Annotated in this window: 22 protein-coding genes; 5 read left to right on the top strand and 17 right to left on the bottom strand. The window is 71.4% G+C overall.

Going from position 1 to position 26470, the window contains the following annotated elements:
* Positions 1-44: 44 nt before the first annotated feature.
* The 4 genes from KVT44_RS10990 to KVT44_RS10975 all read right to left on the bottom strand — a co-directional run bounded on the left by KVT44_RS10990 (position 45) and on the right by KVT44_RS10975 (position 4220).
* Positions 45-1211: a thiolase domain-containing protein gene (locus KVT44_RS10990; protein WP_217566880.1), complete on the bottom strand. Its 1167-nt coding sequence runs from the start codon at positions 1209-1211 to the stop codon at positions 45-47.
* Positions 1208-2263 (bottom strand): thiolase domain-containing protein, encoded by a 1056-nt coding sequence (locus KVT44_RS10985; protein ID WP_217566879.1) that lies wholly within the window; start codon positions 2261-2263, stop codon positions 1208-1210. The genes KVT44_RS10990 and KVT44_RS10985 overlap by 4 nt, the downstream gene beginning before the upstream one ends.
* Positions 2264-3205, bottom strand: coding sequence for a Zn-ribbon domain-containing OB-fold protein (locus KVT44_RS10980; RefSeq protein ID WP_217566878.1), 942 nt, complete (start codon positions 3203-3205; stop codon positions 2264-2266). It abuts the gene before it with no gap.
* A gap of 214 nt (positions 3206-3419) precedes the next feature.
* Entirely contained in the window at positions 3420-4220 is an 801-nt protein-coding gene (locus tag KVT44_RS10975; protein ID WP_054232934.1) for a crotonase/enoyl-CoA hydratase family protein, read from the bottom strand.
* Positions 4221-4407: 187 nt separating this feature from the next.
* Between KVT44_RS10975 and KVT44_RS10970 the strand changes: the two genes are divergently transcribed.
* Entirely contained in the window at positions 4408-6027 is a 1620-nt protein-coding gene (locus KVT44_RS10970) for an acyl-CoA synthetase (protein ID WP_217566877.1), read from the top strand.
* Here the strand turns inward: KVT44_RS10970 and KVT44_RS10965 are convergent.
* Both KVT44_RS10965 and KVT44_RS10960 read right to left on the bottom strand, forming a co-directional pair.
* A complete protein-coding gene (locus tag KVT44_RS10965; RefSeq protein WP_217566876.1) occupies positions 5985-6194 on the bottom strand; it encodes a hypothetical protein in 210 nt (69 codons plus the stop codon). The two genes, KVT44_RS10970 and KVT44_RS10965, sit on opposite strands and share 43 nt — an antisense overlap.
* Before the next feature lie 159 nt (positions 6195-6353).
* The gene (locus tag KVT44_RS10960; protein ID WP_217566875.1) at positions 6354-7898 is read right to left on the bottom strand and encodes an acyl-CoA synthetase; all 1545 of its coding nucleotides are present in this window, start codon (positions 7896-7898) and stop codon (positions 6354-6356) included.
* Between the two features lie 185 nt (positions 7899-8083).
* Between KVT44_RS10960 and KVT44_RS10955 the strand changes: the two genes are divergently transcribed.
* Positions 8084-10516 (top strand): penicillin acylase family protein, encoded by a 2433-nt coding sequence (locus KVT44_RS10955; RefSeq protein ID WP_217566874.1) that lies wholly within the window; start codon positions 8084-8086, stop codon positions 10514-10516.
* A 45-nt stretch (positions 10517-10561) separates the two neighbouring features.
* On the opposite strand, the gene KVT44_RS10950 is transcribed toward KVT44_RS10955, so the two are convergent.
* The 9 genes from KVT44_RS10950 to KVT44_RS10910 all read right to left on the bottom strand — a co-directional run bounded on the left by KVT44_RS10950 (position 10562) and on the right by KVT44_RS10910 (position 21944).
* Positions 10562-11428, bottom strand: coding sequence for an RNA polymerase sigma-70 factor (locus KVT44_RS10950; protein ID WP_254649228.1), 867 nt, complete (start codon positions 11426-11428; stop codon positions 10562-10564).
* Positions 11429-11463: 35 nt separating this feature from the next.
* Positions 11464-12384 carry an NAD(P)-dependent oxidoreductase gene (locus KVT44_RS10945; protein WP_217566873.1) on the bottom strand — a complete coding sequence of 307 codons (921 nt, stop codon included), beginning with the start codon at positions 12382-12384 and terminating at the stop codon, positions 11464-11466.
* A gap of 116 nt (positions 12385-12500) precedes the next feature.
* On the bottom strand, positions 12501-14051 hold the full coding sequence (locus tag KVT44_RS10940) for an acyl-CoA synthetase (protein WP_217566872.1): 1551 nt from the start codon (positions 14049-14051) through the stop codon (positions 12501-12503).
* Positions 14048-15160 carry a nitronate monooxygenase family protein gene (locus KVT44_RS10935; RefSeq protein ID WP_075025814.1) on the bottom strand — a complete coding sequence of 371 codons (1113 nt, stop codon included), beginning with the start codon at positions 15158-15160 and terminating at the stop codon, positions 14048-14050. Before KVT44_RS10935 ends, KVT44_RS10940 begins: the two co-directional genes overlap by 4 nt.
* 135 nt (positions 15161-15295) lie before the next feature.
* Positions 15296-16855 carry an NAD(P)/FAD-dependent oxidoreductase gene (locus KVT44_RS10930; protein ID WP_217566871.1) on the bottom strand — a complete coding sequence of 520 codons (1560 nt, stop codon included), beginning with the start codon at positions 16853-16855 and terminating at the stop codon, positions 15296-15298.
* Positions 16856-17038: 183 nt separating this feature from the next.
* The gene (locus KVT44_RS10925) at positions 17039-19315 is read right to left on the bottom strand and encodes a serine/threonine-protein kinase (protein WP_217566870.1); all 2277 of its coding nucleotides are present in this window, start codon (positions 19313-19315) and stop codon (positions 17039-17041) included.
* Positions 19316-19377: 62 nt separating this feature from the next.
* Complete coding sequence (locus tag KVT44_RS10920) at positions 19378-20235, bottom strand: oxygenase MpaB family protein (RefSeq protein WP_308313955.1); 858 nt, start codon at positions 20233-20235, stop codon at positions 19378-19380.
* A gap of 9 nt (positions 20236-20244) precedes the next feature.
* Positions 20245-21435 carry an acyl-CoA dehydrogenase family protein gene (locus KVT44_RS10915; protein WP_217566869.1) on the bottom strand — a complete coding sequence of 397 codons (1191 nt, stop codon included), beginning with the start codon at positions 21433-21435 and terminating at the stop codon, positions 20245-20247.
* Between the two features lie 128 nt (positions 21436-21563).
* Positions 21564-21944, bottom strand: a complete 381-nt coding sequence (locus KVT44_RS10910; RefSeq protein WP_217566868.1) for a four-helix bundle copper-binding protein — start codon at positions 21942-21944, stop codon at positions 21564-21566.
* A gap of 123 nt (positions 21945-22067) precedes the next feature.
* Here KVT44_RS10910 and KVT44_RS10905 point away from each other — a divergent pair, with 123 nt between their 5' ends.
* On the top strand, positions 22068-22346 hold the full coding sequence (locus KVT44_RS10905) for a DUF6479 family protein (RefSeq protein WP_217566867.1): 279 nt from the start codon (positions 22068-22070) through the stop codon (positions 22344-22346).
* Between the two features lie 184 nt (positions 22347-22530).
* Here the strand turns inward: KVT44_RS10905 and KVT44_RS10900 are convergent, their stop codons facing one another.
* Positions 22531-22932 (bottom strand): nuclear transport factor 2 family protein, encoded by a 402-nt coding sequence (locus KVT44_RS10900; protein ID WP_054232947.1) that lies wholly within the window; start codon positions 22930-22932, stop codon positions 22531-22533.
* A 236-nt stretch (positions 22933-23168) separates the two neighbouring features.
* Between KVT44_RS10900 and KVT44_RS10895 the strand changes: the two genes are divergently transcribed.
* Positions 23169-23864 carry a type 1 glutamine amidotransferase domain-containing protein gene (locus KVT44_RS10895; protein WP_217566866.1) on the top strand — a complete coding sequence of 232 codons (696 nt, stop codon included), beginning with the start codon at positions 23169-23171 and terminating at the stop codon, positions 23862-23864.
* Positions 23865-24164: 300 nt separating this feature from the next.
* Here the strand turns inward: KVT44_RS10895 and KVT44_RS10890 are convergent, their stop codons facing one another.
* Positions 24165-25166 (bottom strand): LacI family DNA-binding transcriptional regulator, encoded by a 1002-nt coding sequence (locus KVT44_RS10890; protein WP_217566865.1) that lies wholly within the window; start codon positions 25164-25166, stop codon positions 24165-24167.
* A gap of 127 nt (positions 25167-25293) precedes the next feature.
* Between KVT44_RS10890 and KVT44_RS10885 the strand changes: the two genes are divergently transcribed.
* Positions 25294-26448, top strand: coding sequence for a Gfo/Idh/MocA family protein (locus tag KVT44_RS10885; RefSeq protein ID WP_217566864.1), 1155 nt, complete (start codon positions 25294-25296; stop codon positions 26446-26448).
* Positions 26449-26470 lie beyond the last annotated feature (22 nt).

Here is a 26470-nt window from a genome sequence, read left to right as displayed (position 1 = left end):
GCGATCGGTTCCGGCGGCGGACAGGCCACGTGAGGGGGACGCTTTCAGGAGGTGGGCGGCTCGGCCCCGACCAGCCACATCGAGAAGAACTGGGATCCCCCTCCATAGGCGTGTCCCAGCACCCTGCGAGCCCCTTCCACCTGGTGTTCTCCCGCCTGACCGCGCACCTGAAGTGCCGCTTCGGCGAAGCGGATCATGCCGGAGGCGCCGATCGGATTGGTGGAGAGGACACCGCCCGACATGTTGACGGGCAGGTCCCCGTCAAGCTCGGTCACACCGGATTCGGTGAGCTTCCAGCCCTCGCCCTCCTCGGCGAAACCGAGGTTCTCCAGCCACATGGGCTCGTACCAGGAGAAGGGCACGTACATCTCCACGGCGTCGATGTCACGGCGCGGGTCCGCGATGCCCGCCTGCCGGTACACGTCGGCCGCGCAGTCCTTGCCCGCCTGCGGCGACACACAGTCCTTGCCCGCGAACAGGGTCGGCTCGCTGCGCATCGCGCCGCCGTGCAGCCACGCGGGCGGCCTCGGCGAGCGGGCCGCCCCCGCCCGGTCGGTGAGGATCATCGCGCAGGCGCCGTCCGAGGACGGGCAGGTCTCCGAGTAGCGGATCGGGTCCCACAGCATGGCCGAGGCCTGCACCTTCTCCAGCGTGATGTCGTGCTCGTGGAGATGGGCGTACGGGTTCTTCAGCGCGTTGCGCCGGTCCTTGTACGCGACCAGCGAGCCGACGGTGTCGGGCGCGCCGGTGCGCCGCATGTACGCCCGGACGTGCGGCGCGAAGAAGCCGCCCGCGCCGGCCAGCAGCGGCTGCTGGAAGGGGATCGGCAGGGACAGGCCCCACATGGCGTTCGACTCGGACTGCTTCTCGTAGGCCAGGGTCAGGACGGTGCCGTGGACGCGGCCCGCGATCAGGTTCGTCGCGACCAGGGCCGTGGATCCGCCGACGGAACCCGCCGTGTGCACCCGCAGCATGGGCTTGCCGACCGCGCCGAGCGCGTCGGCGAGGTACAGCTCCGGCATCATGACGCCCTCGAAGAAGTCGGGCGCCTTGCCGATGACCACGGCGTCGACGTCGGCCCACGTCAACTCGGCGTCGGCGAGCGCCCGCCCGGCGGCCTCGCGGACGAGTCCCGCGAGGGACACGTCCCGTCGGGCCGCCACGTGCTTGGTCTGGCCGATGCCTACGACGGCCACGGGCTCCTTGCTCATCGGGGATCCCCTTCGAGTACGGCGACCAGGTTCTGTTGGAGGCAGGGCCCGGAGGTGGCGTGGGCGAGCGCCCGGTCGGACTCGCCCCGGTGGACGCGGGCGGCGGCCTCACCGATGCGGATGAGCCCGGCGGCCATGATCGGGTTGGCGGCGAGGGCGCCGCCGGACGGGTTGACGCGCACCTCCTCACCGAGACGCAGCGCCTTACGCAGGACCACCTCCTGGGAGGTGAACGGCGCGTGCAACTCGGCGGTGTCGACGGGCCGTTCGAAGGCTCCGGCCCGCTCGGCGGCGAGACGGGTCGACGGTGAGTCCGTCAGGTCGCGCACGCCGAGGCCGTGCGCCTCGATGCGGTGGTCGATGCCCCGGATCCAGGCGGGCCGTTCGCACAGCTCGCGGGCCCGCTCCCCCGCCGCGAGGATCACGGCGGCGGCACCGTCGCCGACGGGCGGGCAGTCGCCGACGCGCAGGGGCCGTACGAGGTACTCGCCCTGGGCCACCGAACCCCGCAGCTGCGCATGGGAGTTGGCGGCGGCCGAAGCGCGGCTGCGGGACGCCACCCCCGCCAGCGCGGGCTCGTCGGTCTCGCCGGCGTCGATGAGCGCCTGCGCCTGGAGGGCCGCGAGGGCGACGGAGTCGGGCCACAGGGGCGCGACGTAGTACGGGTCGAGCTGCCGGGTCAGCACGTCCCGTACGGATCCGGGTGACGACTTCCCGTACCCGTACACCAGCGCGGTGTCGGCGTCCCCGGTGAGCAGTTTCGTCCACGCCTCGTACAGCGCCCAGGCCCCGTCCATCTCCACGTGCGACTCGGAGATCGGTGGCCAGGCGCCCACCCCGTCGAGGGCCATGGTGAAGGAGAAGGCGCGACCCGCCAGGTAGTCGGTCGAACCGGAGCAGGTGAAACCGATGTCGCTGGTCTTCAGCCCGGTCTGGTCGAGGACGGCGTGCAGGACCGGGATGAGCATCTCCACCTCGGAGAGCTCGTCGGTGGTGCGCAGATGGTCGCTCTGCGCGAAGGCGACGACGGCGATGTCCCTGATGGGCGGCATCTACAACAGCTCCTTGTACGTGTCGTACTCGGCGTCCGGTTCGCCGGTGGGCCGGTAGTGGTCGGGATAGCGGCCGCCCTCCGTCCACACAGGCTCCACCCGCAGCCCCATGCGCACTTGGTCGTAGGGGATGCCGCCGATCCGGCCGTGCAGCGCGAGGTCGGCGCCGTCGAGGGCGATGTGCGCGTACACGTACGGCACTTCGATGTCGAGGTTCCTGGCCTTGATGTTGACGATGCAGTACGTGGTCACGGTGCCGCGGGGGCCCACCTCCACCTGCTCCGACGTGACGACACCGCAGGTGGGGCACGCGCCCCTCGGGGGGACGTACACCTTGCGGCAGGACGGGCAGCGCTCGCCCACGGTGCGCCGCGAGGAGAGGCTGTTGATGTAGGCGGACTGGGCGCGGCCGGGCGAGTAGACGTAGTCGAGGCGCGCGGGAGCGACGATGCCGGTGACCATGTCCTCGAACCGCCCGTCGTGACCCGCGATCTGCGGTCGGTCTCCGTCGTATGGCTCGAAGCAGGCGATGTCGGTGATGGCGCCGGTGCGCTGCGCCGCCCAGCGGACACGCACGCGCATCCCGGTGCGGGCGGCCTCGGGGCCCGGCGCGTCCAGGGCGTGCAGGAGGGCGGTGTCCGCGCCGTCGAGCCGGACCAGGACCCAGGCGAAGGGGGTGTCGAGGGGTTGACCCCGACGGGGTTCGTGGTTCCAGGCCCAGGTGGTGACGGTGCCGGTGGGGGCGACCTCGACGAGTTCGCCCAGGTCCTCCGCGGTGACGGGGTCGTATTCGACGGGCGGGACGAGCGTCCGGCCGTCGGCGGTCTTCACACCCAGGACGACACGCTCACGCAGCCCGGTGAGAAACGCGCTCTGGACGGGGCCGAGCGATCGGGTGAAGGGGAACTCGACGACGAGGGGGGCTTTGAGGACTTCGGGCATCCCGGTTGTCTCCTTAGGGGAGGGGGATCGTGCGCGTCACGACTCCGTCGGAGGGGAGGGGGAGGATCGAGCACGTGGTGACCGCGTCGGGGGGAAGCAGAGGATCGAGCACGCCCCCGAAGGCAGAACCCGGGCCCCCGGGTCTCCCCCTCCCGGCCGCAGAAGGCCGCTGTCACGCCCGTCCCGGCCCCGCGCACCGTCACGACCCCGGACGTCACGCGCGCCGATAGACGGGTGGGCGTTTCTCGGTGAAGGCTCGGGAGCCTTCCTTCGCGTCGGCCGTGTCGAAGATCGGCCAGCCGCGGGTCAGCTCGGCCGCGAGGCCCTCCGTCTCCGTCATCTCGGCGGTCTCGTACACGGACGCCTTCACCGCCTCGACGGCCAGCGGACCGCAGGCGTTGATCAGTTCGGCGATCTCGAGGGCCTTCTGCCGCGCCGTTCCGTCGGGCACGACGTGTCCGACCAGGCCGATCCCGGCGGCCTCCCGGGCCGAGTACGGACGCCCCGTGAGGAGCATCTCCAGGGCGTGCGTGCGTGGGATCTGGCGTTGCAGGCGGACCGTGGAGCCGCCGATGGGGAACAGCCCGCGCTTGACCTCGAAGAGCCCGAAGGTCGCCGACTCTCCCGCGACCCGGATGTCGGTGCCCTGCAGGATCTCGGTACCGCCCGCGACACAGTGACCCTCGACGGCGGCGATCACCGGTTTGCGGGGCCGGTGGTGGCGCAGCATCGCCTTCCAGTGCAGATCGGGGTCCGCCTTCAGCCGGTCCCGGTACTGCTGCCCCTCCATGCCCCGCCCCGCCAGCGCCTTGAGGTCCATGCCGGCGCAGAAGGCGTCCCCCGCGCCGGTGAGCACGATCGAGCGGATCGCGTCGTCCTCGTCGGCCTCGATCCAGCCGTCGTACAGACCGACGAGCATCGGCAGCGAGAGCGCGTTCTTGGCCTCGGGCCTGTTGAGCGTGAGCACCAGTGTGGCGCCTTCGCGCTGCACGGTGAGGTGTTCCGTACCACCCATTGCCGTCCTCCCGTCAGACAGGCTCTCTGGAACGAGAACAGGTTGCAGTAGGCGCGGGACCAGTACAAGAGTTTTCTGACAGACAGTCAGATTTCTTCTGCGCGGGCCCTTCCCAGTTGTGGCGGGCTTTGCTCTGATGGCCGTCGAGCCGGGGGGCGGGACCGGACGCGCGACGTCAGGAGGAGCGGTGGAGTACAACCTTGCCGACCTGTTCGAGTCGGTCGTCGACGTGGTTCCGGGCCGCGAGGCGCTCGTGTACATCGACCATCCGGGCACGGGCGCGGAGCGCCGTCTGACGTACGCGCAACTCGACGCGGCGGCGAATCGCGTCGCCCATCACCTGATCGACAGCGGCATCCGCCCCGGCGAGCACCTCGGACTGCACCTCTACAACGGCGTCGAGTACGTGCAGACCGTGCTGGGCTGCCTGAAGGCACGGATCGTGCCGGTCAACGTCAACTACCGTTACGTGGAAGAGGAGTTGGTCTACCTCTACCGGGACGCGGATCTGGTGGCGCTGGTCTTCGACACGGAGTTCACCGACCGGGTGGCGGCGGCACTGCCGCGGGCCTCGGCACTGCGGCATCTCCTGCGGGTGGGGGGCGCGGCGACCGACGGGGCCTCCTTGCCCGCCCTGGACTTCGCCGAGGCCGAGGCCGCCGGATCCCCCGAACGGGGTTTCCCGCCGCGCTCGGCGGACGACCAGTTCATCATCTACACCGGCGGCACCACCGGCATGCCCAAGGGTGTGATGTGGCGTCAGGAGGACCTGTTCTTCTCCGGGCTGGGCGGCGGGGCCCCGACGGGCGAGCCGGTCAGGAAGCCGGAGGAGCTCGCCGAGCGGGTGGCGGCCGGCGGCGAGGGCATCACCTTCTTCCCCACTCCCCCGCTGATGCACGGCACCTCGACACTGACGGCGTTCATCGGGTTCAACTTCGGCCAACGGGTCGTGATCCACCGCAAGTTCGTGCCCGAAGAGGTCCTGCGGACGGTGGAGAGGGAGAAGGTCACCAGCATGTCGCTGGTCGGCGACGCGATGCTGCGCCCGCTGATCGACGCGCTGCAGGGGCCGATGAAGGGCACGGACTGCTCCTCGATGTTCAGCGTGTCCTCCTCCGGCGCGATCATGTCGGAGACGGTGCGTGAGCAGTTCCAGTCACTGGTCCCGAACGTGATGCTGCTCAACAACTACGGCTCCTCGGAGTCCGGCTTCAACGGCACCGCGACCGCGGACTCGGGAGCCGGACAGGGTTTCCGGCTACGGGTCAACTCCCGTACGCAGGTGGTGGATCCGGCCACGTACGAGCCGGTCGCCGTCGGTGAGGCCGGCCGGGTCGCACAGCGCGGCCATGTGCCCCTCGGCTACTACAACGACCCGAAGAAGACCGCCGAGACCTTCTTCCAGAAGGACGGCGAGCGGTGGGTGCTGCTCGGCGACATGGCGACGGTCGACGAGGAGGGCATCGTCACCGTCCTCGGCCGCGGTTCCCAGTGCATCAACACCGGTGGCGAGAAGGTCTATCCGGAGGAGGTCGAGCAGGCCCTGAAGTCCCATCCGGACGTGTACGACGCGCTGGTCGCCGGGGTGCCGGACGAGAAGTGGGGCAACCACGTGGCGGCGGTCGTCCAGCTCCGCGAGGGCGCGGGCAGGCCCTCACTGGAGGACATCCAGACCCACTGCCGGAGCCACCTGGCCGGCTACAAGATCCCCCGCCAGCTCGTCATCACCGACACCATTCAGCGCTCGCCCAGCGGCAAGGCGGACTACCGGTGGGCGCGCTCGGTGGCGACGCAGGCGGCCCACTGACGCAGGCGCCGCAACCGCCGCCCCACGCCGGTCACCGCGTAACGGGCGACGGCTACCGCGTGCCCGACGACGGTTACCGGCGAATGGACGAAGCTCGTGGCAAGGGCCGCCGCCGCCAGGAATCCCGCGACGGCCACCGCGACCGACAGCCGCAGCCCCGACACCAAGTGGCCGCGATCGACGTGCGGACGCGCTCGAAGCGGAGTGGGGCGAGGAACAGCGGTCCGTGGAAGCCCAGGTCGAGGAGAGCGCCCACGCCGAGCCCGTCCCGGGGCGACCGGTGACGGTCGAACGCGACGGTCGTCGGCCGTCTCCGCCAGGGCGCCCTACCCCTGGGCGGTTTCGACCCGTGCTTCCGCGAAGCGGTCCCTCAGCTCGCGTTTGAGGATCTTCCCGCTGGCGTTGCGTGGCAGTTTGTCCACGAAGATGACCTGCTTGGGCGCCTTGAAGGCGGCGAGCTTCTCGCGTGCGTGGGCGAGGAGTTCGGCCTCGGTGACCTCGGTGCGGGCGACCACGACCGCCGTGACCGCCTCGATCCACCGCTCGTCGGGGAGCCCGACCACGGCCACCTCGGCGACGGCGTCGTGTGTGTAGAGCGCGTCCTCGACCTGGCGCGAGGCGACCAGCACGCCACCGGAGTTGATGACGTCCTTCACCCGGTCGACGACGGTGAAGTATCCCTCCTCGTCGCGCACGGCGAGGTCCCCGGAGTGGAACCAGCCGTCGCGGAAGGCCTCCGCGGTCTCCTCCGGCTTGTCCCAGTAGCCCTCGCACAACTGCGGTGAGCGGTAGACGATTTCGCCCCGTTCCCCGTCGGGCACGTCCTTGCCGGACTCGTCGACGACCCGCGCCTCGACGAACAGCACCGGCCGCCCGCACGAGTCCATCCGCCCCTTGTGCTCGTGGGGGCCGAGGACCATGGCCAGCGGTCCGATCTCGCTCTGGCCGAAGCAGTTGTAGAACGCCAGCTTCGGCAGCCGCTCCCGCAGCCGTTCCAGAACCGGCACCGGCATGATCGACGCCCCGTAGTACGCCTTGCGCAGTCCGCTCAGGTCACGGGTGGCGAAGTCGGGGCGGTTGGACAGTCCGATCCAGACGGTGGGCGGCGCGAACAGGCTGTCCGCGTGACCGGCCTCGACCAGGTCGAGGATCTGCTCGGCGTCGGGCGCGTCGAGGATGACGTTCACGGCGCCGACCGCGAGATAGGGCAGCAGGAACACATGCATCTGCGCCGAGTGGTAGAGCGGCAGCGAGTGCACGGGCAGATCGCCGGCCTGCAGATCGAGGGCGGTGATCGCGCTGAGGTACTCGTGCACCAGCGCACGGTGGGTCAGCATGGCGCCCTTGGGCAGCGCGGTGGTGCCCGAGGTGTAGAGGAGTTGCGTCAGGTCCTCGCCCCGGGGCTCCGGTCCGTCGTACGGCGTGGCCGTGTCGAGTCGCGCGAGCAGCGAGTCGTCGCTGTCGCGCAGGGCGAGAACGCGGGTTCCCTCGGGGAGGTTCCCGGCCAGGTCCGGGTCGGCCAGGACCAGTCCGCAGCCGGCCTGTCCGACGATGTACGCGAGGTCGTCACCGGTCAGGTTCTGGTTGACCGGCACGTGCACCAGCCCGCCGCGCGCACACGCGAGGAAGCCGATCAGGTACGCGTCCGAGTTGTGGCCGTAGGCACCGACCCGGTCGCCCGGCGCCAGTCCCGAGGAGCGCAGCACCTGGGCCGCGCGGGAGACGGCCTCGTCGAGTTCGGCGTAGGTCCAGGACCGGTCGCGGTAGTGGATCGCGACGCGTTCGGGGGTCCGCCGGGCGCTGCGCCGCAGCACCCCGTCGACCGTGACGCTCCGGCCCGCCGCCACCGTGGGGTTCTGACCCGCCGTCATGACCTGCTCCTTCGTCCGGCTGCTGTGCCGTGATCCTCGTTCCGGCCCGCGAACGGGGTCAAGCGTCCCGCGCCCTTGGCGCGAAGAGGTTCAACCCCGCCGTTGAACGTACTGACACCAGGTCACACGTCTGTGGCTGTTGTTACGCTCAACCGCCCCTTCCCTCAATGATGTCGGGAGGCACGATGCGCATCCGCCCCGGACGGTTCGCCGTCCTGGCCGTAGCCCTGCTCACCGCCTCGGCCGCACTGCCCGCGACCGCCGCGAACGGCCAGGAGCGTCAGCACTCTCCGTCCCACCCGTCCTCCGGCGGTCTGTCCGCCGTGATCCGCTACACCGAGTACGGCATTCCGCACATCCTTGCGAAGAACTACGCGGACCTCGGCTTCGGCACCGGCTGGGCGCAGGCCGCCGACCAGGTGTGCACCCTCGCCGACGGGTTCGTGACCGTACGCGGCGAACGCTCCCGCTTCTTCGGTCCCGAAGCGAAGCCGGACGGTTCGCTGTCCTCGGCTGCCGAGAACCTCTCCAGCGACCTCTACTTCCGCGGCGTGCGTGCGACGGGCACCGTGGAGAAACTGCTCGCGGAGCCCGCGCCACGGGGTCCGAGCCGCGATTCCAAGGATCTGATGCGGGGCTGGGCGGCCGGCTACAACGCCTGGCTCGCCCAGAACCGGATCACCGATCCGGCCTGCCGGGGCGCCTTCTGGGTCCGGCCCGTGACCGCGGTGGACGTGGCCGCGCGTACCTTCGCGCTGGCGGTGCTCGGCGGTCAGGGCCGCGCGGTCGACGGCATCACGGCCGCGCGGCCGCCCGCGACGCCCGCGACGCCCGCCGTGCGTACGGCCGTCGGCATACCCGACGCACAGAGTGCCGCGCGCGCCGCCCAAAGCCTCTTCGACACCGCCGACATGGGGTCCAACGCGGTCGCCTTCAGCGGTGCCACCACGGCGAACGGCCGTGGGTTGCTGCTCGGCAACCCGCACTACCCGTGGCAGGGCGGCCGTCGTTTCTGGCAGTCGCAGCAGACGATCCCCGGCGAGCTGAACGTGGCAGGCGGCGCGCTGCTCGGCTCCACCACGGTCTCCATCGGGCACAACGCACGGGTGGCCTGGAGCCATACCGTCGCCACCGGCGTCACGCTCAACCTCCATCAGCTGACGCTGGATCCGGCCGACCCGACGACGTACCTGGTGGACGGGAAGCCGGAGCGGATGGCGAAGCGGACCGTCACCGTCGAGGCGCGGGGCGGCCCGCCCGTCACCCGTACCCAGTGGTGGACCCGCTACGGTCCGGTCGTCACCTCGCTCGGCGCGGGACTCCCGCTGCCCTGGACGTCCACGACGGCGTACGCCCTCAACGACCCCAACGCCGAGAACCTGCGCGCCCCCGACACCGCCCTCGGCTTCGGCCGGGCCCGCGGCATGGCCGACGTCCTCACGACGCTGAGGCGTACCCAGGGGCTGCCCTGGATCAACACGATCGCCGCCGACTCGGGCGGGCACTCGCTGTTCACGCAGTCGCAAGTACTCCCGCGTATCACCGACGAGTTGGCGCAGCGCTGCTCGACGGCGCTCGGCAAGGCCCTCTATCCGTCGTCCGGTATCGCGGTCCTCGACGGCTCCCGCGGCGACTGCGCGCCGGGCAGCGACCCCGACGCCGTACAGCCCGGGATCTTCGGGCCCGCGAACATGCCGGTCCTCAAGGACGCGCCGTACGCGGAGAACTCCAACGACAGCGCCTGGCTGGCCAATACGGACCGGCCGCTCACCGGGTACGAACGGGTCTTCGGGTCGATCGGCTCGCCGCTGTCGACCCGTGCGCGCGGCGCGAAGGCGGACGTGTCCGCGATGGCCGCGAAGGGGGAGCTGACCGTACGGGACCTGCAGGCGCAGCAGTTCGCGAACCGGGCGACCTCGGGTGACCTCATCGCCGACGACACGGCCCGTGCCTGTGCCGCGCTGCCCGGTGGGACGGCGACGGGCAGCGACGGCAGGGCCGTCGACGTGAGCGAGGCGTGCGGTGTGCTGAAGGCGTGGGACCACTCGATGAAGACCGGCAGCCGGGGCGCACTGCTCTTCGACCGCTTCTGGCGGCGGCTGACCGCCGTGACCGCGCCCGCGCAGCTCTGGAAGGTGCCGTTCTCGGCGGCGGACCCCGTGCACACGCCGAACACGCTCAACACGGAAGCGCCCGGCGTGGCCACGGCCCTCGCCGACGCGGTGAGCGAGCTGCGGGCGGCGGGCATCGCGCTGGACGCGACGCTCGGCGCGCACCAGGTCGTCGTCCGGGGCGATCGGCGCATCCCCGTGCCGGGCGGCACGGAGTCGCTCGGCGTGTGGAACAAGGTCGAGCCGGTGTGGGACGCGGCGGCCGGCGGCTACACCGAGGTCACCACGGGGTCCTCGTACATCCAGGCCGTCGGGTGGGACGGCGGCCGCTGCCCGGTCGCCCGTACGCTGCTGACCTACTCCCAGTCGTCGAACCCGAACTCGCCGCACTTCAGCGACCAGACGCGGCTGTTCTCCGAGGGGAAGTGGGTCACCTCCCGGTTCTGCGAGAAGGACATCCTCTCCTCGCCCGGGCTGCGGGTGATCCGCGTGGGCGAGCACCGCTGACGGCAGCGGGGTGGTCCCTGCCCGCTCGGGCGGGGACCACCCCGGTCACGCCCCGACGTGGCCGAGCTTGTCGGGATTGAGCACCGCGTAGATCCCGTCGATGCGTCCGTCGCGCACCGCGATCGTCACGATCTGCTCGACGCCGTCGACGGTGAGGGCCAGCGCGGGCCCGCCGTTCGCCTCCACGATCCGCGTCGGACCGAACGGGTAGCGGGCGATCAGGCCCGCGATGAACGCGATCACCCGTTCACGGCCCTCGATGGGGCGCAGCGCCGCCCTGACCTTGCCTCCGCCGTCGTTCCAGGCGACGACGTCCTCGGTCAGGACGTCGGTCAGAGCGGTGAGGTCGCCGCTGCGCGCGGCCTGAAGGAAACGCGCGAGGAGTTCGGCGTGGTCGTCCTCGGCGAGCGGGAACCTGTCGCGCCCGGCGGCGAGGTGGCGGCCGGCCCGGTGGTGCATCTGACGGCAGTTCGCGAGGGTCGTGTCCAGGATGCGCGCGATCTCGTCGTACGGCAGGTCGAAGGCTCCTCTCAGCACGAACACCGCGCGCCCCGGCGGTGACAGCCGCTCCATCAGATGGATGGTCGCGTACGCCACGGTGTCGCGCAGCTCGGCGGTGTCGAGCGGGCCCAGCGCTTCCGTCGCGACCGGCTCGGGCAGCCAGGGTCCGGTGTAGGCCTCGCGGGTGACTCGGGCCGAGCGAAGCTGGTCGAGGGCGAGCCGGGAGACGACCGTGATGAGGAAGGCCCGCGGTTCGCGGATGTCCGTCCGGTCGGTACCCGTCCAGCGCAGATAGGCGTCCTGGACGACGTCCTCGGCGTCCCACATGCTGCCGAGCAGCCGGTAGGCGAGGCCGAGCAGCAGTGGCCGGTATGTCTCGAACTGCTCAGTCGCCGTCTGCAGAGTCTCCAACTCGCTTTCCTTTCGGCTCAGTTGCGTGGATCAGCTCAGCGGGCGGCCGACGCGTCAGTCAACTCGGTGGCGAACCCCTCGCGCCAGGAGGCGTACCGGGGGCGCCAGTCGAGGGTGAGCGTGGCGCGGGCGTTGTCGGCGCCCCGCAGGCCGGTCATGAACGCCACTCCCCAGCCGCCGACGGCGATCCGGGCGAGCGCCGCGGGTGCCTTCTTCGGCCGCGGGGCACCGAGCATTCCGGCGAGCTCGGGGAGCCAGGTATGCAGGGCAACCGGGGTGTCGTCCACGATGTTCAGCGGGCCGCTCGCGGGCTTGTCGAGTGCGGCGACCACTGCGGTGGCCGCGTCGTGGGCGTGCGTGAAGGAGAATACCGAGTTCCCACCGCCGACCAGCGGGACCTTCCCCGCGGCCACCTGCTTCACGAACGAGCCGTCGGCGGCGTAGATCGTGCCGGGTCCGTAGAGGTGTCCGAAGCGCAAGACCGTGCCGTCCGCGCCCGCGGTGCGCTCCTCCAGCTCCTTCAGCGCGTCGAGCACGGGCACGAACTGCTTCGGTGGGCGCCGCCAGAGCGGGGCGTCTTCGTTGGCGGGGCCCTGCCCGGCCGGGTCGTAGGCGTACGCCAGCCCCTGAGCGACGATCTTCGTGGCCCCGGCGTCCCGGGCGGCCTCGTAGAGGTTGCGGGTGCCCACGGTGCGCAGCCGGTTGGTCAGGGCGAAGTCGCGGGCGAGGTGGCGGGGGTCGAGCTCGGCCGGGATCGCGGTGAGCATGTTGACGACCGCGTCGGGGGCCGCCTCGCGCACCGCCCTGTGCAGTGCGGTCCGGTCGAGGGCGTCGGCGGCGACGGTGCCGCGCCCCGGGGTGCGGGAGAGGGCGACCACGTCGTGGCCGACCGAGGTAAGCAGCGGGACGAGCGCCCGTCCGACGACTCCGGTGGCTCCGGCGACGAGTACACGCATGGGAATCGGTCTCCTGATGTCGGGCCCCGGGCGGTCGGGGAACGGCTCCCGGGGGCGTTTCGGCATCAGGACGGGCGAGTGCGGGTCCCTGTGACAGGTGCGCGTTGTGACCCGCGTCACACTGCTCGCGTACGTCCCTCCCAGTAGGGATCCCGCAGGCGCCGTTTGTACAGCTTCCCGTTCGGGTCGCGCGGCATCGACTCGATGAAGTCGACGCTCTTGGGGCGCTTGTACCCGGCGAGCAGGCGCTCGCAGTGGCCGAGGATGTCGGCGGCGAGAGCCGGGCCCGGCTCGTGGCCCGGGGCGGGCTCGACGACGGCCTTGACCTCCTCGCCCCAGTCGTCGTGCGGGATGCCGAAGGCGGCCGCGTCGGCGACGGCGGGGTGGGAGAGCAGCGCGGACTCGATCTCGGCCGGGTAGATGTTGACCCCACCCGAGATGATCATGTCGATCTTGCGGTCACGGAGGAAGAGATAGCCGTCCTCGTCGAGACAGCCCAGGTCACCCACGGTGAAGAAGTCGCCGATGCGGTTCTTCTTCGTCTTGCTCTCGTCCTTGTGGTACGAGAATCCGCCGGTGCTCATCTTCATGTAGACGGTGCCGAGTTCACCGGGCGGCAGCCGGTTGCCGTCGTCGTCGAAGACGGCGAGTTCGCTGATGGGCCAGGCCTTGCCGACCGTGCCGGGCTTCTTCAGCCAGTCCTCGGTGGTCGCGAAGGCGCCGCCGCCCTCACTGGCCGCGTAGTACTCCTCGACGCTGTGGCCCCACCACTCGATCATGGCCCGTTTCACATGGTCCGGGCACGGGGCTGCGCCGTGGATGGCGTGCCGCATCGAGGAGACGTCGTAGCGCGCCTTCACCTCGTCGGGGAGTGCCAGCAGCCGGTGGAACTGGGTCGGGACCATGTGGGTGTGGGTGCAGGCGTGGGCGTCGATGACGCGGAGCATCTCCTCGGGCGTCCACTTGTCCATCAGCACCAGGCGGTGCCCGATGTGCAGGGAGGCGCCCGCGAACTGGAGTACGGCGGTGTGGTAGAGCGGTGAGCAGACCAGGTGCACGTTGTCGTCGTACGGCCTGATGCCGAAGATGCCGAGGAAGCCGCCGAGGTACGACTCCTCGGGGAGCTTGCCGGGCAGCGGGCGCCGGATGCCGCGGGGGCGGCCCGTGGTGCCCGAGGTGTAGTTCATGACCCAGCCGAGGGTGCGGTCGGCGGGCGCCGAGTCGGGCTGGGCGTCGAGGAGTTCGGCGTACGGCCGGAAGCCCGCCACCGTGCCCACCGCGTACCGCTGCGCGGCGGGCAGCTTCGCCTCGTCGGCGGCATGGCGGGCGGCGTCGGCGAACCGTTCGTGGGCGATCAGCACCTTGGCGCCCGAGTCGGAGACGATCCAGGCGATCTCGGGGCCGACGAGGTGGTGGTTGACCGGCACCAGGTAGAGGCCCGCCTGGGAGGCGGCGAGGTAGGCGACGAAGAACTCGACGCCGTTGGGCAGGACGACCGCGAAGGCGTCGCCGCGTTCGAGTCCCGCGGCGCGCAGACCGTGGACGAGTCGATTGGCCGCGGCGTGCAGCCGGCCCGCGGTCCACTCGTCCCCGTCCGGGGTGATCAGGACCGTCCGTCCGGGGTCGGCGGTGGCCTGGGCCCAGAAGCCGTTGGGTGAGGTGCTCATGACTGTTCGCCCCTTCCCGCGATCCGGTTGACGCGGTCGACGGCCCGCTCGAAGCCGCTCGTCAGGTCGTCGAAGACGGCCTGGACACTGCGCTCGCTGTTCATCCGGCCGACGATCTGCCCGACCGGCGTCCCGAGCAGCGGTTCCACCTCGTACTTCTGGATCCGGGAGACCGCCTCGGCCACCAGCAGCCCCTGGAGCGGCATGGGGAGTGTGCCGGGGCCGTTCGGGTCGTCCCAGGCGTCGGTCCACTCGGTGCGCAGCTGGCGCGCGGGCTTGCCGGTCAGCGCGCGCGAGCGGACGGTGTCGCCGGACCCGGCGGCGAGCAGCTTGCGGGTCACGGCCGGCGCGTGCATGTCCGCTTCCGTGACGGTCAGCCACAGGGAGCCGAGCCACACCCCCTGGGCGCCGAGGCTGAGGGCGGCGGCCACCTGCTGTCCGCTGCCGATGCCGCCCGCCGCCAGTACGGGCAGCGGGTCGACGGCGTCGACGACTTCGGGGGTGAGCACCATCGAGGCGATCTCGCCGGTGTGGCCGCCCGCCTCGTAGCCCTGCGCGACGACGACGTCGATGCCCGCCTCGGCGTGTTTGCGCGCGTGCCGGGCGCTGCCCGCGAGGGCCGCGACGAGCACCCCGCGCTCGTGGGCGCGTTCGACGACGTCGGCGGGCGGTGAGCCCAGCGCGTTGGCGAGCAGTTTGATCGGGTAGTCGAAGGCGACGTCGAGCTGGGTGCGGGCGACCTGTTCCATCCAGCCGGTGATGCGCCAGCCGGACGCCTCGCCCTCGGCGAGTTCGGGCACGCCGTACTTGGCGAGGGTGTCCTTGACGTACTGTCGGTGCCCCTCCGGGATCATCGCCTCGACGTCGGCCTCCGTCACCCCCTCGACCTTCTTCGCGGGCATGACGACGTCCAGGCCGTACGGTTTGCCGTCGACGTTCGCCTCGATCCAGTCGAGGTCGCGTTTGAGGTCGTCGGGGGCGGTGTAGCGGACCGCGCCGAGCACACCGAATCCGCCCGCGCGACTGATGGCCGCGGCGACGGCGGGAAACGGCGTGAAGCCGAAAATGGCGTGCTCGACTCCCAGTTTCTTGCTCAGCTCCGTCTGCATGGCCGCAGAATGCCGCAGTCCTCCGGACGAGGGAAGGCCTTTTCTGATGCTCCGTCAGATTTCTGGCCAGTCCCTCGACAGGGTTCCGGTCCTCGCGCCGCGCCGGCGGCACACGACCGACCAGCCGGACAGGCCCTAGTCGTCCCCGCCCTCCAGTACGGCCATGGCCGCGTTGTGCCCGGGCACCCCGCTCACGCCGCCGCCGCGCACCGCGCCCGCCCCGCACAGCAGGACGTTCGCGTGCCGGGTCTCGACGCCCCAGCGGCCCGTGCCCTCCTGGGCGTACGGGAAGGCGAGGTCGCGATGGAAGATGTTGCCGCCGGGCAGCCGCAGGTCGCGCTCCAGGTCGAGCGGGGTCTTCGCCTCGATGCAGGGGCGGCCGTCCGCGTCGGTGGCCAGGCAGTCGGCGAGCGGTTCGGCGAGGTGCGCCTCCAGCTGCGCCAGCGTCGACTTCAGCAGCTCCGCCCGTACGGCGTCGTTGTCCCGCTCGAACAGCCGGGCGGGTGTGTGGAGGCCGAAGAGGGTGAGGGTCTGGTAGCCCTGCTCGACCAGGTCCTGGCCGAGGATGCTCGGGTCGGTGAGGGAGTGGCAGTAGATCTCGGAGGGCGGCGCGGTGGGCAGCTCGCCGGAGGCCGCCTGCGCGTGGGCGGTCGCCAACTGCTCGTAGCCCTCGGCGATGTGGAAGGTGCCGGAGAACGCCTCGCGCGCGTCCACCGAGGTGTCGCGCAGCCTCGGCAGCCGCTTGAGCAGCATGTTGACCTTCAGCTGGGCGCCCTCGGCGGGGGTGGGCGGTTCGTCGCCCGTGAGGTGCGCGAGTTCCTGCGGCGAGGCGTTCACGAGGACGTGCCGGGCCGGGACGACGCCCTCGCCGTCCGCGGTGCGGTAGGTGACCTCGGCGGCCCGCCCGTCGGTCTCGATGCGCACCGCCTCGTGGCCGGTGGCGATCACCGCGCCCGCGGTGCGTGCCGCCGCGGCGATCGCGTCGGTGAGGGTGCCCATGCCGCCGACCGGCACGTCCCAGGCGCCGGTGCCGCCGCCGATCACGTGGTACAGGAAGCAGCGGTTCTGGCGCAGGGACGGGTCGTGGGCGTCCGCGAAGGTCCCGATGAGCGCGTCGGTGAGGACGACACCGCGTACGAGGTCGTCGGCGAAGTTCTCCTCCACGGCGACACCGACCGGCTCCTCGAAGAGGACGCGCCAGGCCTCCTCGTCGTCGATGCGGGCGCGGAGTTCCTCACGGGTGGGGAGCGGTTCGGTGAGCGTCGGGAAGACCTGCTGGGCGACGCGGCCGGTCATGCCGTAGAAGCGCTGCCACGCCTCGTACTCGCGGTCCGAGCCGGTCAGACGCGCGAAGGCCTCGCGGGTGCGGCGCTCGCCACCGCCGACGAGCAGGCCGGTGGGCCGTCCGCCGCGTTCGACGGGTGTGTACGAGGACACGGTGCGGCCCCGCACGCGGAAGTCGAGGCTCAGATCCCGCACGATCTTCCGGGGCAGCAGACTGACCAGGTAGGAGTAGCGCGACAGCCGGGCGTCGACTCCGGCGAACGGCCGGGTGGACACGGCGGCGCCGCCGGTGCTCCCCAGGCGCTCGAGCACCAGCACGGACCGGCCGGCCCGGGCCAGGTAGGCGGCGGCGACGAGTCCGTTGTGGCCCCCGCCGACGATCACGACGTCGTATCCCTCGTGTGCAGGCATGGTTCTTCGTAGCACGCGATGATCTAGAACGGCCAGAGGTACGCGGCACCCGGCGGGCATCCGGACGGGGCACGAGCGGGGGCACCCGCCCCGGCGTGGCCTTCGCCACCGTCGACCACGACACCGCCATATGGCCGGTGCCGTCCCTCGTACAGGGCGAGCACACCCCCGCACGAGAGCCCCTCAGCCTCCCCGTGCCGCCCGCTGCTGGCGTAACGCCGCCACCCTCCGGTACAACTCCACCGCCTCTTGACCCCGGCCCAGTTGCTCCAGGCAGTGTGCCTCGTCGTTGCGGCTGGCCAGGGCGTCGGGATGGTCGGGGCCGAGGACGCGTTCGCGGGCGGTGGCGACGCCCCGGTACTCGGTGAGGGCGTCGGACCAGCGGCCCAGCCAGCCGAGGCCGACCGCGACCTCGCGGCGGCTCACGAGGGTGTCCGGGTGGTCGGGGCCGAGCACGCGCTCGCGGATGGCCCACACGTCACGGGACTCGGCGAGCGCCTCCTCCCAGCGCGCCATCCGGCCCAGGTTGACGCCGAGGCCGTGCCGGGCGCGGAGGGTCTCGGGGTGGGCGGGGCCGTGCACCCGGGTGCGGTCGTCGATCAGGTCCCGGTACAGCTCCAGGGCCTGCGCGCTGCGGCCGAGCCGACCGAGGCTGATGCCGACCTCGTAGCGGGCGGAGAGGGTGTCCGGGTGGTCGGGGCCGAGGGCCTGGGCCCGCGCCTCGGCCACTTCCCGGTAGGTCTGCAACGCCTCGGGCCAGTGGCCCAACTGACCGAGCGCGTAGGCGACTTCGTACCGTGTCACGAGCGTGTCGGGGTGGTTCGCACCGAGCACCCGGGTCCGCGCGGCGGCGACCTCGCTCGCCATCCGGTACGAGTCCTCCAGGCGGCCCAGCCTGCTCAGGTTGAAGGCGAGGTTGTGGCGGCAGCGCAGGGTGTCGGGATGGTCGGGGCCCATGGCACGCTCCCGGGCGGCGAGCACCGCGGTGTACGCCTGGTGCGCCTCGAAGTGACGGCCCAACTGGCCCAGTACGTACGCCATTTCCTGGCGCGCGGCCAGGGTGTCGGGATGGTCGGGGCCGAGCGCGCGCTCCCTGCCCCGGGCGACCCGCGCGTACTCGCCCAGCGCTTCGGCGGCGCGTCCGGTGCGGCTGAGGGTGAAGCCGACCTCGTAGCGGCTGGCGAGGGTGTCGGGGTGGTCGGGGCCGAGGACGTGCTCGCGTTCGGCGGCGACCGCGCGGTGCACCTCGCCCGCCTCGGTCCACCGGCCGAGCCGCCCGAGGCTCAGTCCGGCGTTGTGCCGGCCCGTCAGGGTGACGAGCAACTCCGGTGCGGGAGTCGGGCGTTCGACGCGCTCCGGCACCTCCGGTGCGGACGTGGCCGGGCGCGCCGTCCATGCGCCGGTCAGCCTCGCCGCCGCGTCCGGCGGGGCGCCGCCCAGTCGGGCACCGGTCGCCTTGTGGCCGGTGGTCATGCCCCGGGTCCAGGAGGGCAGCCGGGGTTCACGCGAGGAAGAGGGCGCGGGAGCCTTCGTCGACGGCTCCAACATGCGCCGCTCGTCGGCGGGACGGTCGATCGCGGGGGACACGACCGTCGGCACGTACACCGGAGTCGTACGCCCCGTGCCGATCCGCCGGCCGAGCTCGCGCGCGTCCTGCGGGCGCCTCTCCGGCTCCTTGGCCAGCAGATCCAGGATGATCCGCTCGAAGTACTCGGGGAGCTCGGCGCGGTGGTGGCGCGGCGGCTCGGGAGGCGTGTCACGGTGGCCGACGAGGATCGCCCACGCGTCGTCCAGGTCGAACGGCGGTGCCCCGGTGGCGATTTCGTAGAGCACACATCCGAAGGAGTACAGATCACTGCGCTGGTCGACCTGGGCACCGCTGATCTGCTCCGGCGACATGTAGTGCGGGGTGCCCATGGCGATGCCGGTGCCGGTCAGCCGGGCCGTGAAGCCGATGTCGTGGCCGAGGCGCGCGATGCCGAAGTCGCAGATCTTCACCGTGCCGTCGGCCAGCCGCATGATGTTGGCGGGCTTCAGGTCGCGGTGCACGATGCCCTGCTGGTGGGTGTAGGCGAGGGCCCCGGACACCTGGTCGGCGATGTCGACGACATCGGCGACGGGGAGCGGATGCTGCTTGTTGTCCTCCAGGAGCTGGCTGAGGTTGCGGCCCTCGAGCAACTCCATCACCAGGTACAGCACGCCCTCCGACTCGCCGAAGTCGTGCACCACGGTCACCCCGCGGTGTTGCAGCGCGGCGGCCACCCGGGCCTCGCGCCGGAATCTCTCCCGCAGCACACGGGTGAACGACTGATCGTGGTGCGGGCCGAGCGGTTTGAGGCACTTCACGGCCACCTGCCGCCCCAGCGACTCGTCGCGGGCGCGCCACACCTCACCCATACCTCCCCGCCCGATCAGATCGAGCAGTCGGTACCGGCTCTGGATCAGCCTGGTCTCCGCCATCTCGTGCGATCGCCCCCGTCGCTGCTCGCCGCGCCCTCCCCTGGCCCGTCCAGTATGGCGAGTTATCTGCCGACTTTGTACGGCGCCGGTCGGGAGCCGGGGCCGAGCCGCGCCATGGCCCGCAGAATGTGTTTGGGCGGGAGTTGCCAGCGAAGACGTGCGGGAACGCAGCGCAGCACGGTGCCCGTGACACGCAGGCGCCGGGTCACCGTCGAGGGGGCCGGCGCGGGTCTGCCGTACAGCTCGTGGGCGTACGGCGGCAGAGCGGCGTACGCCAGCTGCGCCACGCGCCGCCACAGCAGGGCGCGCGCCGGGACGAGCAGCGGGTGGGTCGGCGGGCGCGACAGGAAGTCGTCCACGTCCCGTGCCTCGGGCCCGGCGGCGAGCTCCGGCAGCACCTTCTCGAAGTAGGCGGCCAGCTCCGCCCGATTCGCCGGTACGTCGGTGGGGTCGAGGCCCACCAGGCGTGCGCTGACCCGGTGTTCGTCGATGTACCGGTCGGCGTGCGCGTCCGTCATCGGGAACCCCGAGCGGCGCAGGACGTGCAGATAGGAGTCGATCTCGGCGCAGTGCACCCACAGCAGCAGTTCCGGCTCGTCGATCCGGTACCGCTCCCCCGTGTCCGGGTCGGTGGCCTTGAGCAGGGTGTGGATCTTCCGGACCCGGGCGCCGGCCTGCTCGGCGGCCTCGGTGGTGCCGTACGTCGCCGTGCCGACGAAGTTCGCGGTGCGCATCAGGCGGCCCCAGGCGTCGCGCCGGAAGTCGGAATTCTGCAGGACGCCCCGGACCGCGCGGGGGTGCAGGGCCTGGAGGTAGAGCGCGCGGATGCCGGCGACCCACATCATGGGATCACCGTGCATCTGCCAGGTCACCGAGGAGGGACCGAACAACCCCTGGTCACCCGTGCGAAGCGCGTCCACCCCGTCAGGCTAACGCCGGACCCGCGGCATCCCCAGTCCGATCCACGAGATGATTTCGCGCTGGATCTCGTTGTTCCCGCCGCCGAAGGTGAAGATCACCGCCGAGCGGTAGCCGCGTTCCAGCTCGCCGTGCAGGACGGCGCCCGTGGAGCCCTCCTTGAGAGCACCGGGTGCCGCGACGATCTCCATGAGCCAGGCGTACGCGTCCCGGCGGGCCTCGGAGCCGTACACCTTGACCGCGGAGGCGTCCTGCGGGGTGAGGGTGCCCTCCTGGACGGCGTTCACCATCTGCCAGTTGAGGAGCTTCATCGCGTCGAGTCTGGTGTGGGTCTGGGCGAGGCGGCGGCGCACCCAGGGGAGGTCGGCGACGCGGCGGCCGTCGGCGAGCTTGGTGTCCATGGCCCAGCGCTGGACGTCGTGCAGGGCGCGGATCGCCATGGTGCCGTGTGCGGCGAGGGTGACGCGTTCGTGGTTGAGCTGGTTGGTGATCAGCCGCCAGCCCTTGTTCTCCTCGCCGACCCGGCGCGAGACGGGGACGCGGATGTTCTCGTAGTAGCTGGCGGTGGTGTCGTGCGAGGCGAGGGTGTTGATGAGGGTGCAGGAGTAGCCGGGGTCGGAGGTCGGCACGAGGAGCATGGTGATGCCCTTGTGGGGTGGGGCGTCCGGGTCGGTGCGCACGGCGAGCCAGACCCAGTCGGCGGTGTCGCCGTTGGTCGTCCAGATCTTCTGCCCGTTGACGGTGTAGTGACCGGTGGTCTCGTCGCCGTCCCTTACGGCCCTGGTCTTGAGCGCCGCCAGGTCCGTCCCCGCGTCGGGCTCGCTGTAGCCGATCGCGAAGTCGATCTCGCCGGAGAGGATCCTGGGCAGGAAGTACTGCTTCTGCTCCGCGGTGCCGAACCGCATGATCGTCGGGCCGACGGTGTTCAGCGCCATCAGGGGCAGCGGTACGCCGGCCTGGGCGGCCTCGTCGAAGAAGATGAACTGCTCCATCGAGGTCAGCCCGCGCCCGCCGTACTCCGTGGGCCAGCCCACCCCGAGCCAGCCGTCCCTGCCGAGCCGCCGGATCGTCTCGCGGTAGAACCGTTTCTGGGCGGCCGGGTCGTCGTATCGGGCGTAGGTGTGGTCGGGCACCAACTCGGCGAAGTAGCCGCGCAGTTCGGTCCGCAGCCGCTGCTGTTCTGGCGTGTATTCGAGATGCACGGCGCCTCCTGGCTCCCCAAGGCCGGACCTGACGGCGCACACCGTAGAACGTGTTTCAGAAATTGTGAATGCCGAAGACACCGGCGCCACCGCTCAATGGGGCCGTACTCGAACTCCGGGGCGGTGTTTCAGCCGCGGCTCAGTGTGGCGAGGAAGTCCGTGCAGGCCTGGGCGCACTCCCGGCAGGACTTGGCGCTGTCCTGCCCGCCCGGGTGCTCGTCGAAGACGTCCGCGCACTCGCGGCAGACGGTACGGCACCACTCGACCTGGACGCGGATGCCGGCCGTGTCCCGACGGGCCTCCTCCGCCAGCACACGGCAGGTCGCGTCGCACACCTCCACACACAGAATGCCTTTGCGCCGTACGAGTTCCTGCTCCCTCGGCCCGTCCGGATCCACCGTGCTCGCCCGCAGCGCACAGGCACGGGCGGCCTCGGCGCAGGCCTGCGCACACTCGAAGCGGTCCTCCAGGAATCGGATGAGTTCTTGCTGGGATGTCATTGTCGTCACCGCGAGCGGGTAGCCGCGGGAACGCCCGCCAAACCCCGCACATCAGGGCCCGGCGGCTGCCCTGCGGACCAACGCCACCCGGTTCATGCGCACAACTCCGGGTACTGGGGTCGCATGAGTGCCATGGATACGGAAGGGACAGTGCTCGCCGCGGCCCAGGGCCTGCTGATCATCGGGCCGCTCGCCGTGGGCGTCGTGCTGGTGGCGGTGCTGGTCGGTGTCGTGGGGTGGGGCCGCCGCAAGCGGCGACAGCAACCGCCCCCGCCCCGCCCGGAGGAACAGCCTCGCCTGCCCGACAGTGGCCCGGTCCACGAGGTCAGGGAGCACCGCGAGCCCAACGAACTGCCCCCGAGCGAGCACCGACTGACCCCCCACGAGCTGAAACGAACGAACGGTTCCTAGGGCCTGTCCGGCGGATCATGCCGCAGACGCGGGGTCTGGCACGCCCATCTGCGGCGTTGTCGTCGGTCGCCCGACGCTCCGCGTCGACTCCCTCCTCCGCCTTGCAGCTGCACGCACCAGACCCCGCTCACCTGCGCTGATGAGGCGCCGTTACTTCCCTCCGACCTGATCCGCCGGACAGGACCTAGCCGCCCATCGCCTCCGCCGCCTCGCGTGAGATCCGCTCGAACTGGGCACCCATCGCCTCGGAGAGCGCATGGGCCGCCGAGAGCGGGCGGACCATCACCATCAGGTCGTCGATCCTGCCGTCCTCGTCGAAGTGCAGGAAGTCGCAGCCGTTGAGCTCCTTGTCGCCCACCTTCGCGGTGAAGACGAGCGCGTGGTCGCGACCGTCGGCACCGGCGATCTCGCGGACGTAGCGGAAGTCGGTGAAGACACGGGAGACGCCGCGCAGGATGGCCGCGGTGATGGCCTTCCCCGGGTACGGCTTGAAGGCGACGGGGCTGGTGAACACCACGTCGTCGGCCAGCATCTCCTCGATCGCGGTGAGGTCGCCCGCCTCTACGGCCTTCCGGAAGGGGTGCATCCGAGCCCCGCCTCTCACACTCAACTAATTGATTAGGTTACGAGCAGAGTAGTAGGGGTGGCGTCCGGCGTCCAGGCATTGGCTTTCCTATGGCTCTGACCACCCTCCCTATTGGTCACCTATGCCAGAGCCGCATACGGTCGAGGACATCGCCGCCCCGGCGAACTGGGTCCAGAGCGTCGGGGCGTACGACAGGAACGACCGGCAACGCCCCCGCACCCTCGGAGAAACGCACCATGTCGAAGATTCTCTTCGTGATCACCGGCGTCGACCACTGGACGCTCGCCGACGGCACCCGCCACCCCAGCGGCTTCTGGGCCGAGGAGGCCGTCGCCCCGTACGAGGCGTTCGAGGCCGCGGGCCACGAGGTCGTCGTCGCCACGCCGGGCGGCGTCGTGCCGACCGTGGACAAGGGGAGCCTGGCTCCCGAGGTCAACGGTGGCCAGGAGGCCGCCGACCGCATCGCGCACGCCCTCGCGTCGATGACCCCGCTCCAGCGGCCGATCAAGCTGGCGGAGGTCGACCTCGCCGACTACGCGGCCGTCTTCTACCCCGGCGGCCACGGACCGATGGAGGACCTGGCGGTCGACGCGGTCTCCGGCCGACTGCTCACCCTCGCGCTGGAGTCGGGCAAGCCGCTCGGTGTGGTGTGCCACGGTCCGGCCGCGTTGCTCGCCGCGACGCAGGAGGACGGCACCAACGCCTTCGCGGGCTACCGGGTCTCCGGGTTCACCAACGCCGAGGAGACGCAGGCCGGTCTCGCCGACAAGGCGAAGTGGCTGCTTCAGGACCGGCTCGTCGAGGCGGGCGTAGACTTCCAGGAGGGCGAGCCGTGGGCCCCCAAGGTGGTCGTCGACCGCAACCTGGTCACCGGCCAGAACCCGGCGTCCTCCGCCCCCCTCGCCGCCGAACTGCTGAAGCAGCTGCCCTGACCTTCATGGGGCTCGGGAGGCGACGGCCGAACTCCTCGACGAGAAGCCCCGGTTGTCCGGGGACCTCTGCCACGCGTTCGGCGCCCCCCGACGGAGGACGCCTGCCGGCCCCGGCCGTCGACGCGGGCGGCCCGGCGCGGCGCCGACGGTCCGGGAGGCGTTGAGCGTACCCAGCGGGTCCCGCGGGACGAGGTGGATGCGCCGATGGTGCGTACGGGTGCGACGGCGTGCCATGGCCCCGACCGACGACAACGCCGCAAACTCGTCGGTTCGGGTGAGCGGGGTGGGGTGCGTAAGACCCTAACCCCGCACAGGCGCTGTCGTGCCGCGGACCTCGAGGGCCGGGGCGGTGAGGACGACCTCGCCCGGGCGGGCGGGGTCGGCGATCCGGTCGAGCAGACACTGCGCGGCACGGCGGCCGACGTCATGGCCGGCGCTGTCCACGGTGGTGAGCCACACGTGCCGCAGCCGGGAGAGGTAGGTGTTGTCGTAGCCGACGAGGGAGAGGTCGCGCGGAACCTGGAGGCCGAGTTCCTCGGCGGCCGAGAGGGCGCCGACGCAGGCGATGTCGTTGAACGCGAAGACGGCGGTGGGCCGTTCGCGGGCGCTGAGCAGCCGGACCGTGGCACGGTAGCCGCCCTCCTCGGTCAGGTCGCCCTGCTCCACGACCGCCTCCGCGGCCAGTCCGTGTTCGCGCATGACCGCCTCGAAGCTGCGGCGGCGCAGCTCACCGACCACCCCCCGCCCCGCGATGTGCGCGATCCGGCGGTGACCGAGGCCGATGAGATGCTCGGTGGCCAGGCGGGCGCCGCGCTCGTCGTCGTTGGCGACGACGTCGACACCGGGCAGCTCGGGCTCCCGGGCGCCCGCGACCACGGTGGGAATCTGCCCGGCCGCCGTCCGCAGCGCCTCGGCGGCCGGCAGGGTGCCGACGGCGATCAGACCGTCGACACGCAGGTCCACGAAGGTACGGGTGAGGTCCTCGCCCAGACGCCGGTTGAGATGGCCGTCGGCGAGCAGCATGTGCAGGCCCGAGTCGTGCAGCCGGGAGTTCAGACCGTCCAGCAGCTCCACGAACCAGGGGTTGCGCATGTCGTTGAGGAGCACCCCGACCGTACGGGTGCGCCGCTCGCTTAGGCTGCGCGCAGCGGCGTTGGGCCGGTAGCCGAGTTCCTCGACGGCGGCCAGCACGGCCTGCCGCTTCTCGTCACGAACCTGGTCCGAGCCGCGCAGCACGAGGGAGACCAGCGACTTCGACACTCCGGCCCGCTCGGCGACATCGCGAATCGTCGGTGCTCTCATGGTCTGCGTGGCTCCATTCCTGGACCGTTCCATACGGCGGGCGAGCTTGTCAAAGGGCTTGACACGCACTGCAGCGGCCTTCAGTGTGAGCCGGGAAATCGTTGGACCGGTCCAAAGAGGGGCAGTCATGGTGCGTACGCTCGGCGTTGCCGTCGTGGGGTTCGGCTGGATGGGACGGGTGCACACCCAGGCGTACGCCCGCGTGCCCCACCACTTCCCCGGGCTGTCCCTGCGGCCCGAACTGGTCGCCGTCGCCGACGAGGTGCCGGGCCGGGCGGAGGAGGCCGCGGCCCAGTACGGCTTCGCCGCCGCCCACCGCGACTGGCGCGAGGTGGCCGCCGATTCCCGGGTCCAGGCGGTGAGCATCGCCGCGCCGAACTTCCTGCACCGCGAGATCGGCCTCGCCATGGCCGAGGCGGGCAAGCACATCTGGATCGAGAAGCCGGTGGGACTGACCGCCGGGGACGCCCGAGCCGTGTCGGACGCGGTCACCAAGGCCGGGGTCCAGGGCACGGTCGGCTTCAACTACCGCAATGCCCCCGCCGTCGCCGCCGCCCGCGAACTGATCGCCTCCGGCGAGATCGGCACCGTCACCCATGTCCGCATCCGGCTGTTCAGCGACTACGCGGCCCATCCCGAGGGCGCTCTGACCTGGCGCTACGAGCGGGAGCGCGGCGGCAGCGGCGTCCTCGGCGACCTGGCCTCGCACGGCGTCGACCTGGCACGCTTCCTGCTCGGCGAGATCGAGGCACTGACCGCCGACACCGCGATCTTCCTGCCTCGCCGGGCCCGCCCGACCGGCGCCACCGCCGGTCACACCCGCGCGACGGGCGGCGAACTCGGCCCGGTGGAGAACGAGGACTACGTCAACTGTCTGCTGCGCTTCGCCTCCGGTGCGCGGGGCGTGCTGGAGGCCTGCCGGGTCTCGGTCGGCGAGCAGAACAACTACGGCTTCGAGGTGCACGGCACCAAGGGCGCGGTCTTCTGGGACTTCCGGCGCATGGGCGAACTGGGCGTCAGCAGGGGCACGTCGTACCAGGACCAGCCCGTCAGCACGGTGTACGTCGGCCCCGGGGACGGCGAGTACGCGGCCTTCCAGCCGGGTTCCGCGAACAGCATGGGCTACGACGATCTCAAGGTCATCGAGGCCCACCACTTCCTGCGGTCGATCGCCGAGAACACCCCGTACGGCGCGACGCTGGCCGACGCGGTGCACAGCGCGGCCGCGCTGGACGCGATGTCCCGCTCCGCCGAGCGGGGCACGTGGGTGCCTCTGGCATGACGGGGCGGTCGCGATGGCCGGA

Source organism: Streptomyces sp. GbtcB7, from assembly GCF_019091445.1.
Taxonomy (GTDB): Bacteria; Actinomycetota; Actinomycetes; order Streptomycetales; family Streptomycetaceae; genus Streptomyces; species Streptomyces mirabilis.
This window is presented reverse-complemented; position numbering and strand designations above follow the sequence as displayed.

Bases quoted from the DNA above. Each gene is read 5' to 3' on its own strand.
- KVT44_RS10945 (WP_217566873.1), bottom strand. From the start codon at position 12,384: ATGCGTGTACTCGTCGCCGGAGCCACCGGAGTCGTCGGACGGGCGCTC.
- KVT44_RS10980 (WP_217566878.1), bottom strand. From the start codon at position 3,205: ATGCCCGAAGTCCTCAAAGCCCCCCTCGTCGTCGAGTTCCCCTTCACC.
- KVT44_RS10990 (WP_217566880.1), bottom strand. From the start codon at position 1,211: ATGAGCAAGGAGCCCGTGGCCGTCGTAGGCATCGGCCAGACCAAGCAC.
- KVT44_RS10975 (WP_054232934.1), bottom strand. From the start codon at position 4,220: ATGGGTGGTACGGAACACCTCACCGTGCAGCGCGAAGGCGCCACACTG.
- KVT44_RS10900 (WP_054232947.1), bottom strand. From the start codon at position 22,932: ATGCACCCCTTCCGGAAGGCCGTAGAGGCGGGCGACCTCACCGCGATC.
- KVT44_RS10955 (WP_217566874.1), top strand. From the start codon at position 8,084: ATGCGCATCCGCCCCGGACGGTTCGCCGTCCTGGCCGTAGCCCTGCTC.
- KVT44_RS10905 (WP_217566867.1), top strand. From the start codon at position 22,068: ATGGATACGGAAGGGACAGTGCTCGCCGCGGCCCAGGGCCTGCTGATC.
- KVT44_RS10960 (WP_217566875.1), bottom strand. From the start codon at position 7,898: ATGACGGCGGGTCAGAACCCCACGGTGGCGGCGGGCCGGAGCGTCACG.
- KVT44_RS10985 (WP_217566879.1), bottom strand. From the start codon at position 2,263: ATGCCGCCCATCAGGGACATCGCCGTCGTCGCCTTCGCGCAGAGCGAC.
- KVT44_RS10940 (WP_217566872.1), bottom strand. From the start codon at position 14,051: ATGAGCACCTCACCCAACGGCTTCTGGGCCCAGGCCACCGCCGACCCC.
- KVT44_RS10930 (WP_217566871.1), bottom strand. From the start codon at position 16,855: ATGCCTGCACACGAGGGATACGACGTCGTGATCGTCGGCGGGGGCCAC.
- KVT44_RS10925 (WP_217566870.1), bottom strand. From the start codon at position 19,315: ATGGCGGAGACCAGGCTGATCCAGAGCCGGTACCGACTGCTCGATCTG.
- KVT44_RS10890 (WP_217566865.1), bottom strand. From the start codon at position 25,166: ATGAGAGCACCGACGATTCGCGATGTCGCCGAGCGGGCCGGAGTGTCG.
- KVT44_RS10895 (WP_217566866.1), top strand. From the start codon at position 23,169: ATGTCGAAGATTCTCTTCGTGATCACCGGCGTCGACCACTGGACGCTC.
- KVT44_RS10885 (WP_217566864.1), top strand. From the start codon at position 25,294: ATGGTGCGTACGCTCGGCGTTGCCGTCGTGGGGTTCGGCTGGATGGGA.
- KVT44_RS10935 (WP_075025814.1), bottom strand. From the start codon at position 15,160: ATGCAGACGGAGCTGAGCAAGAAACTGGGAGTCGAGCACGCCATTTTC.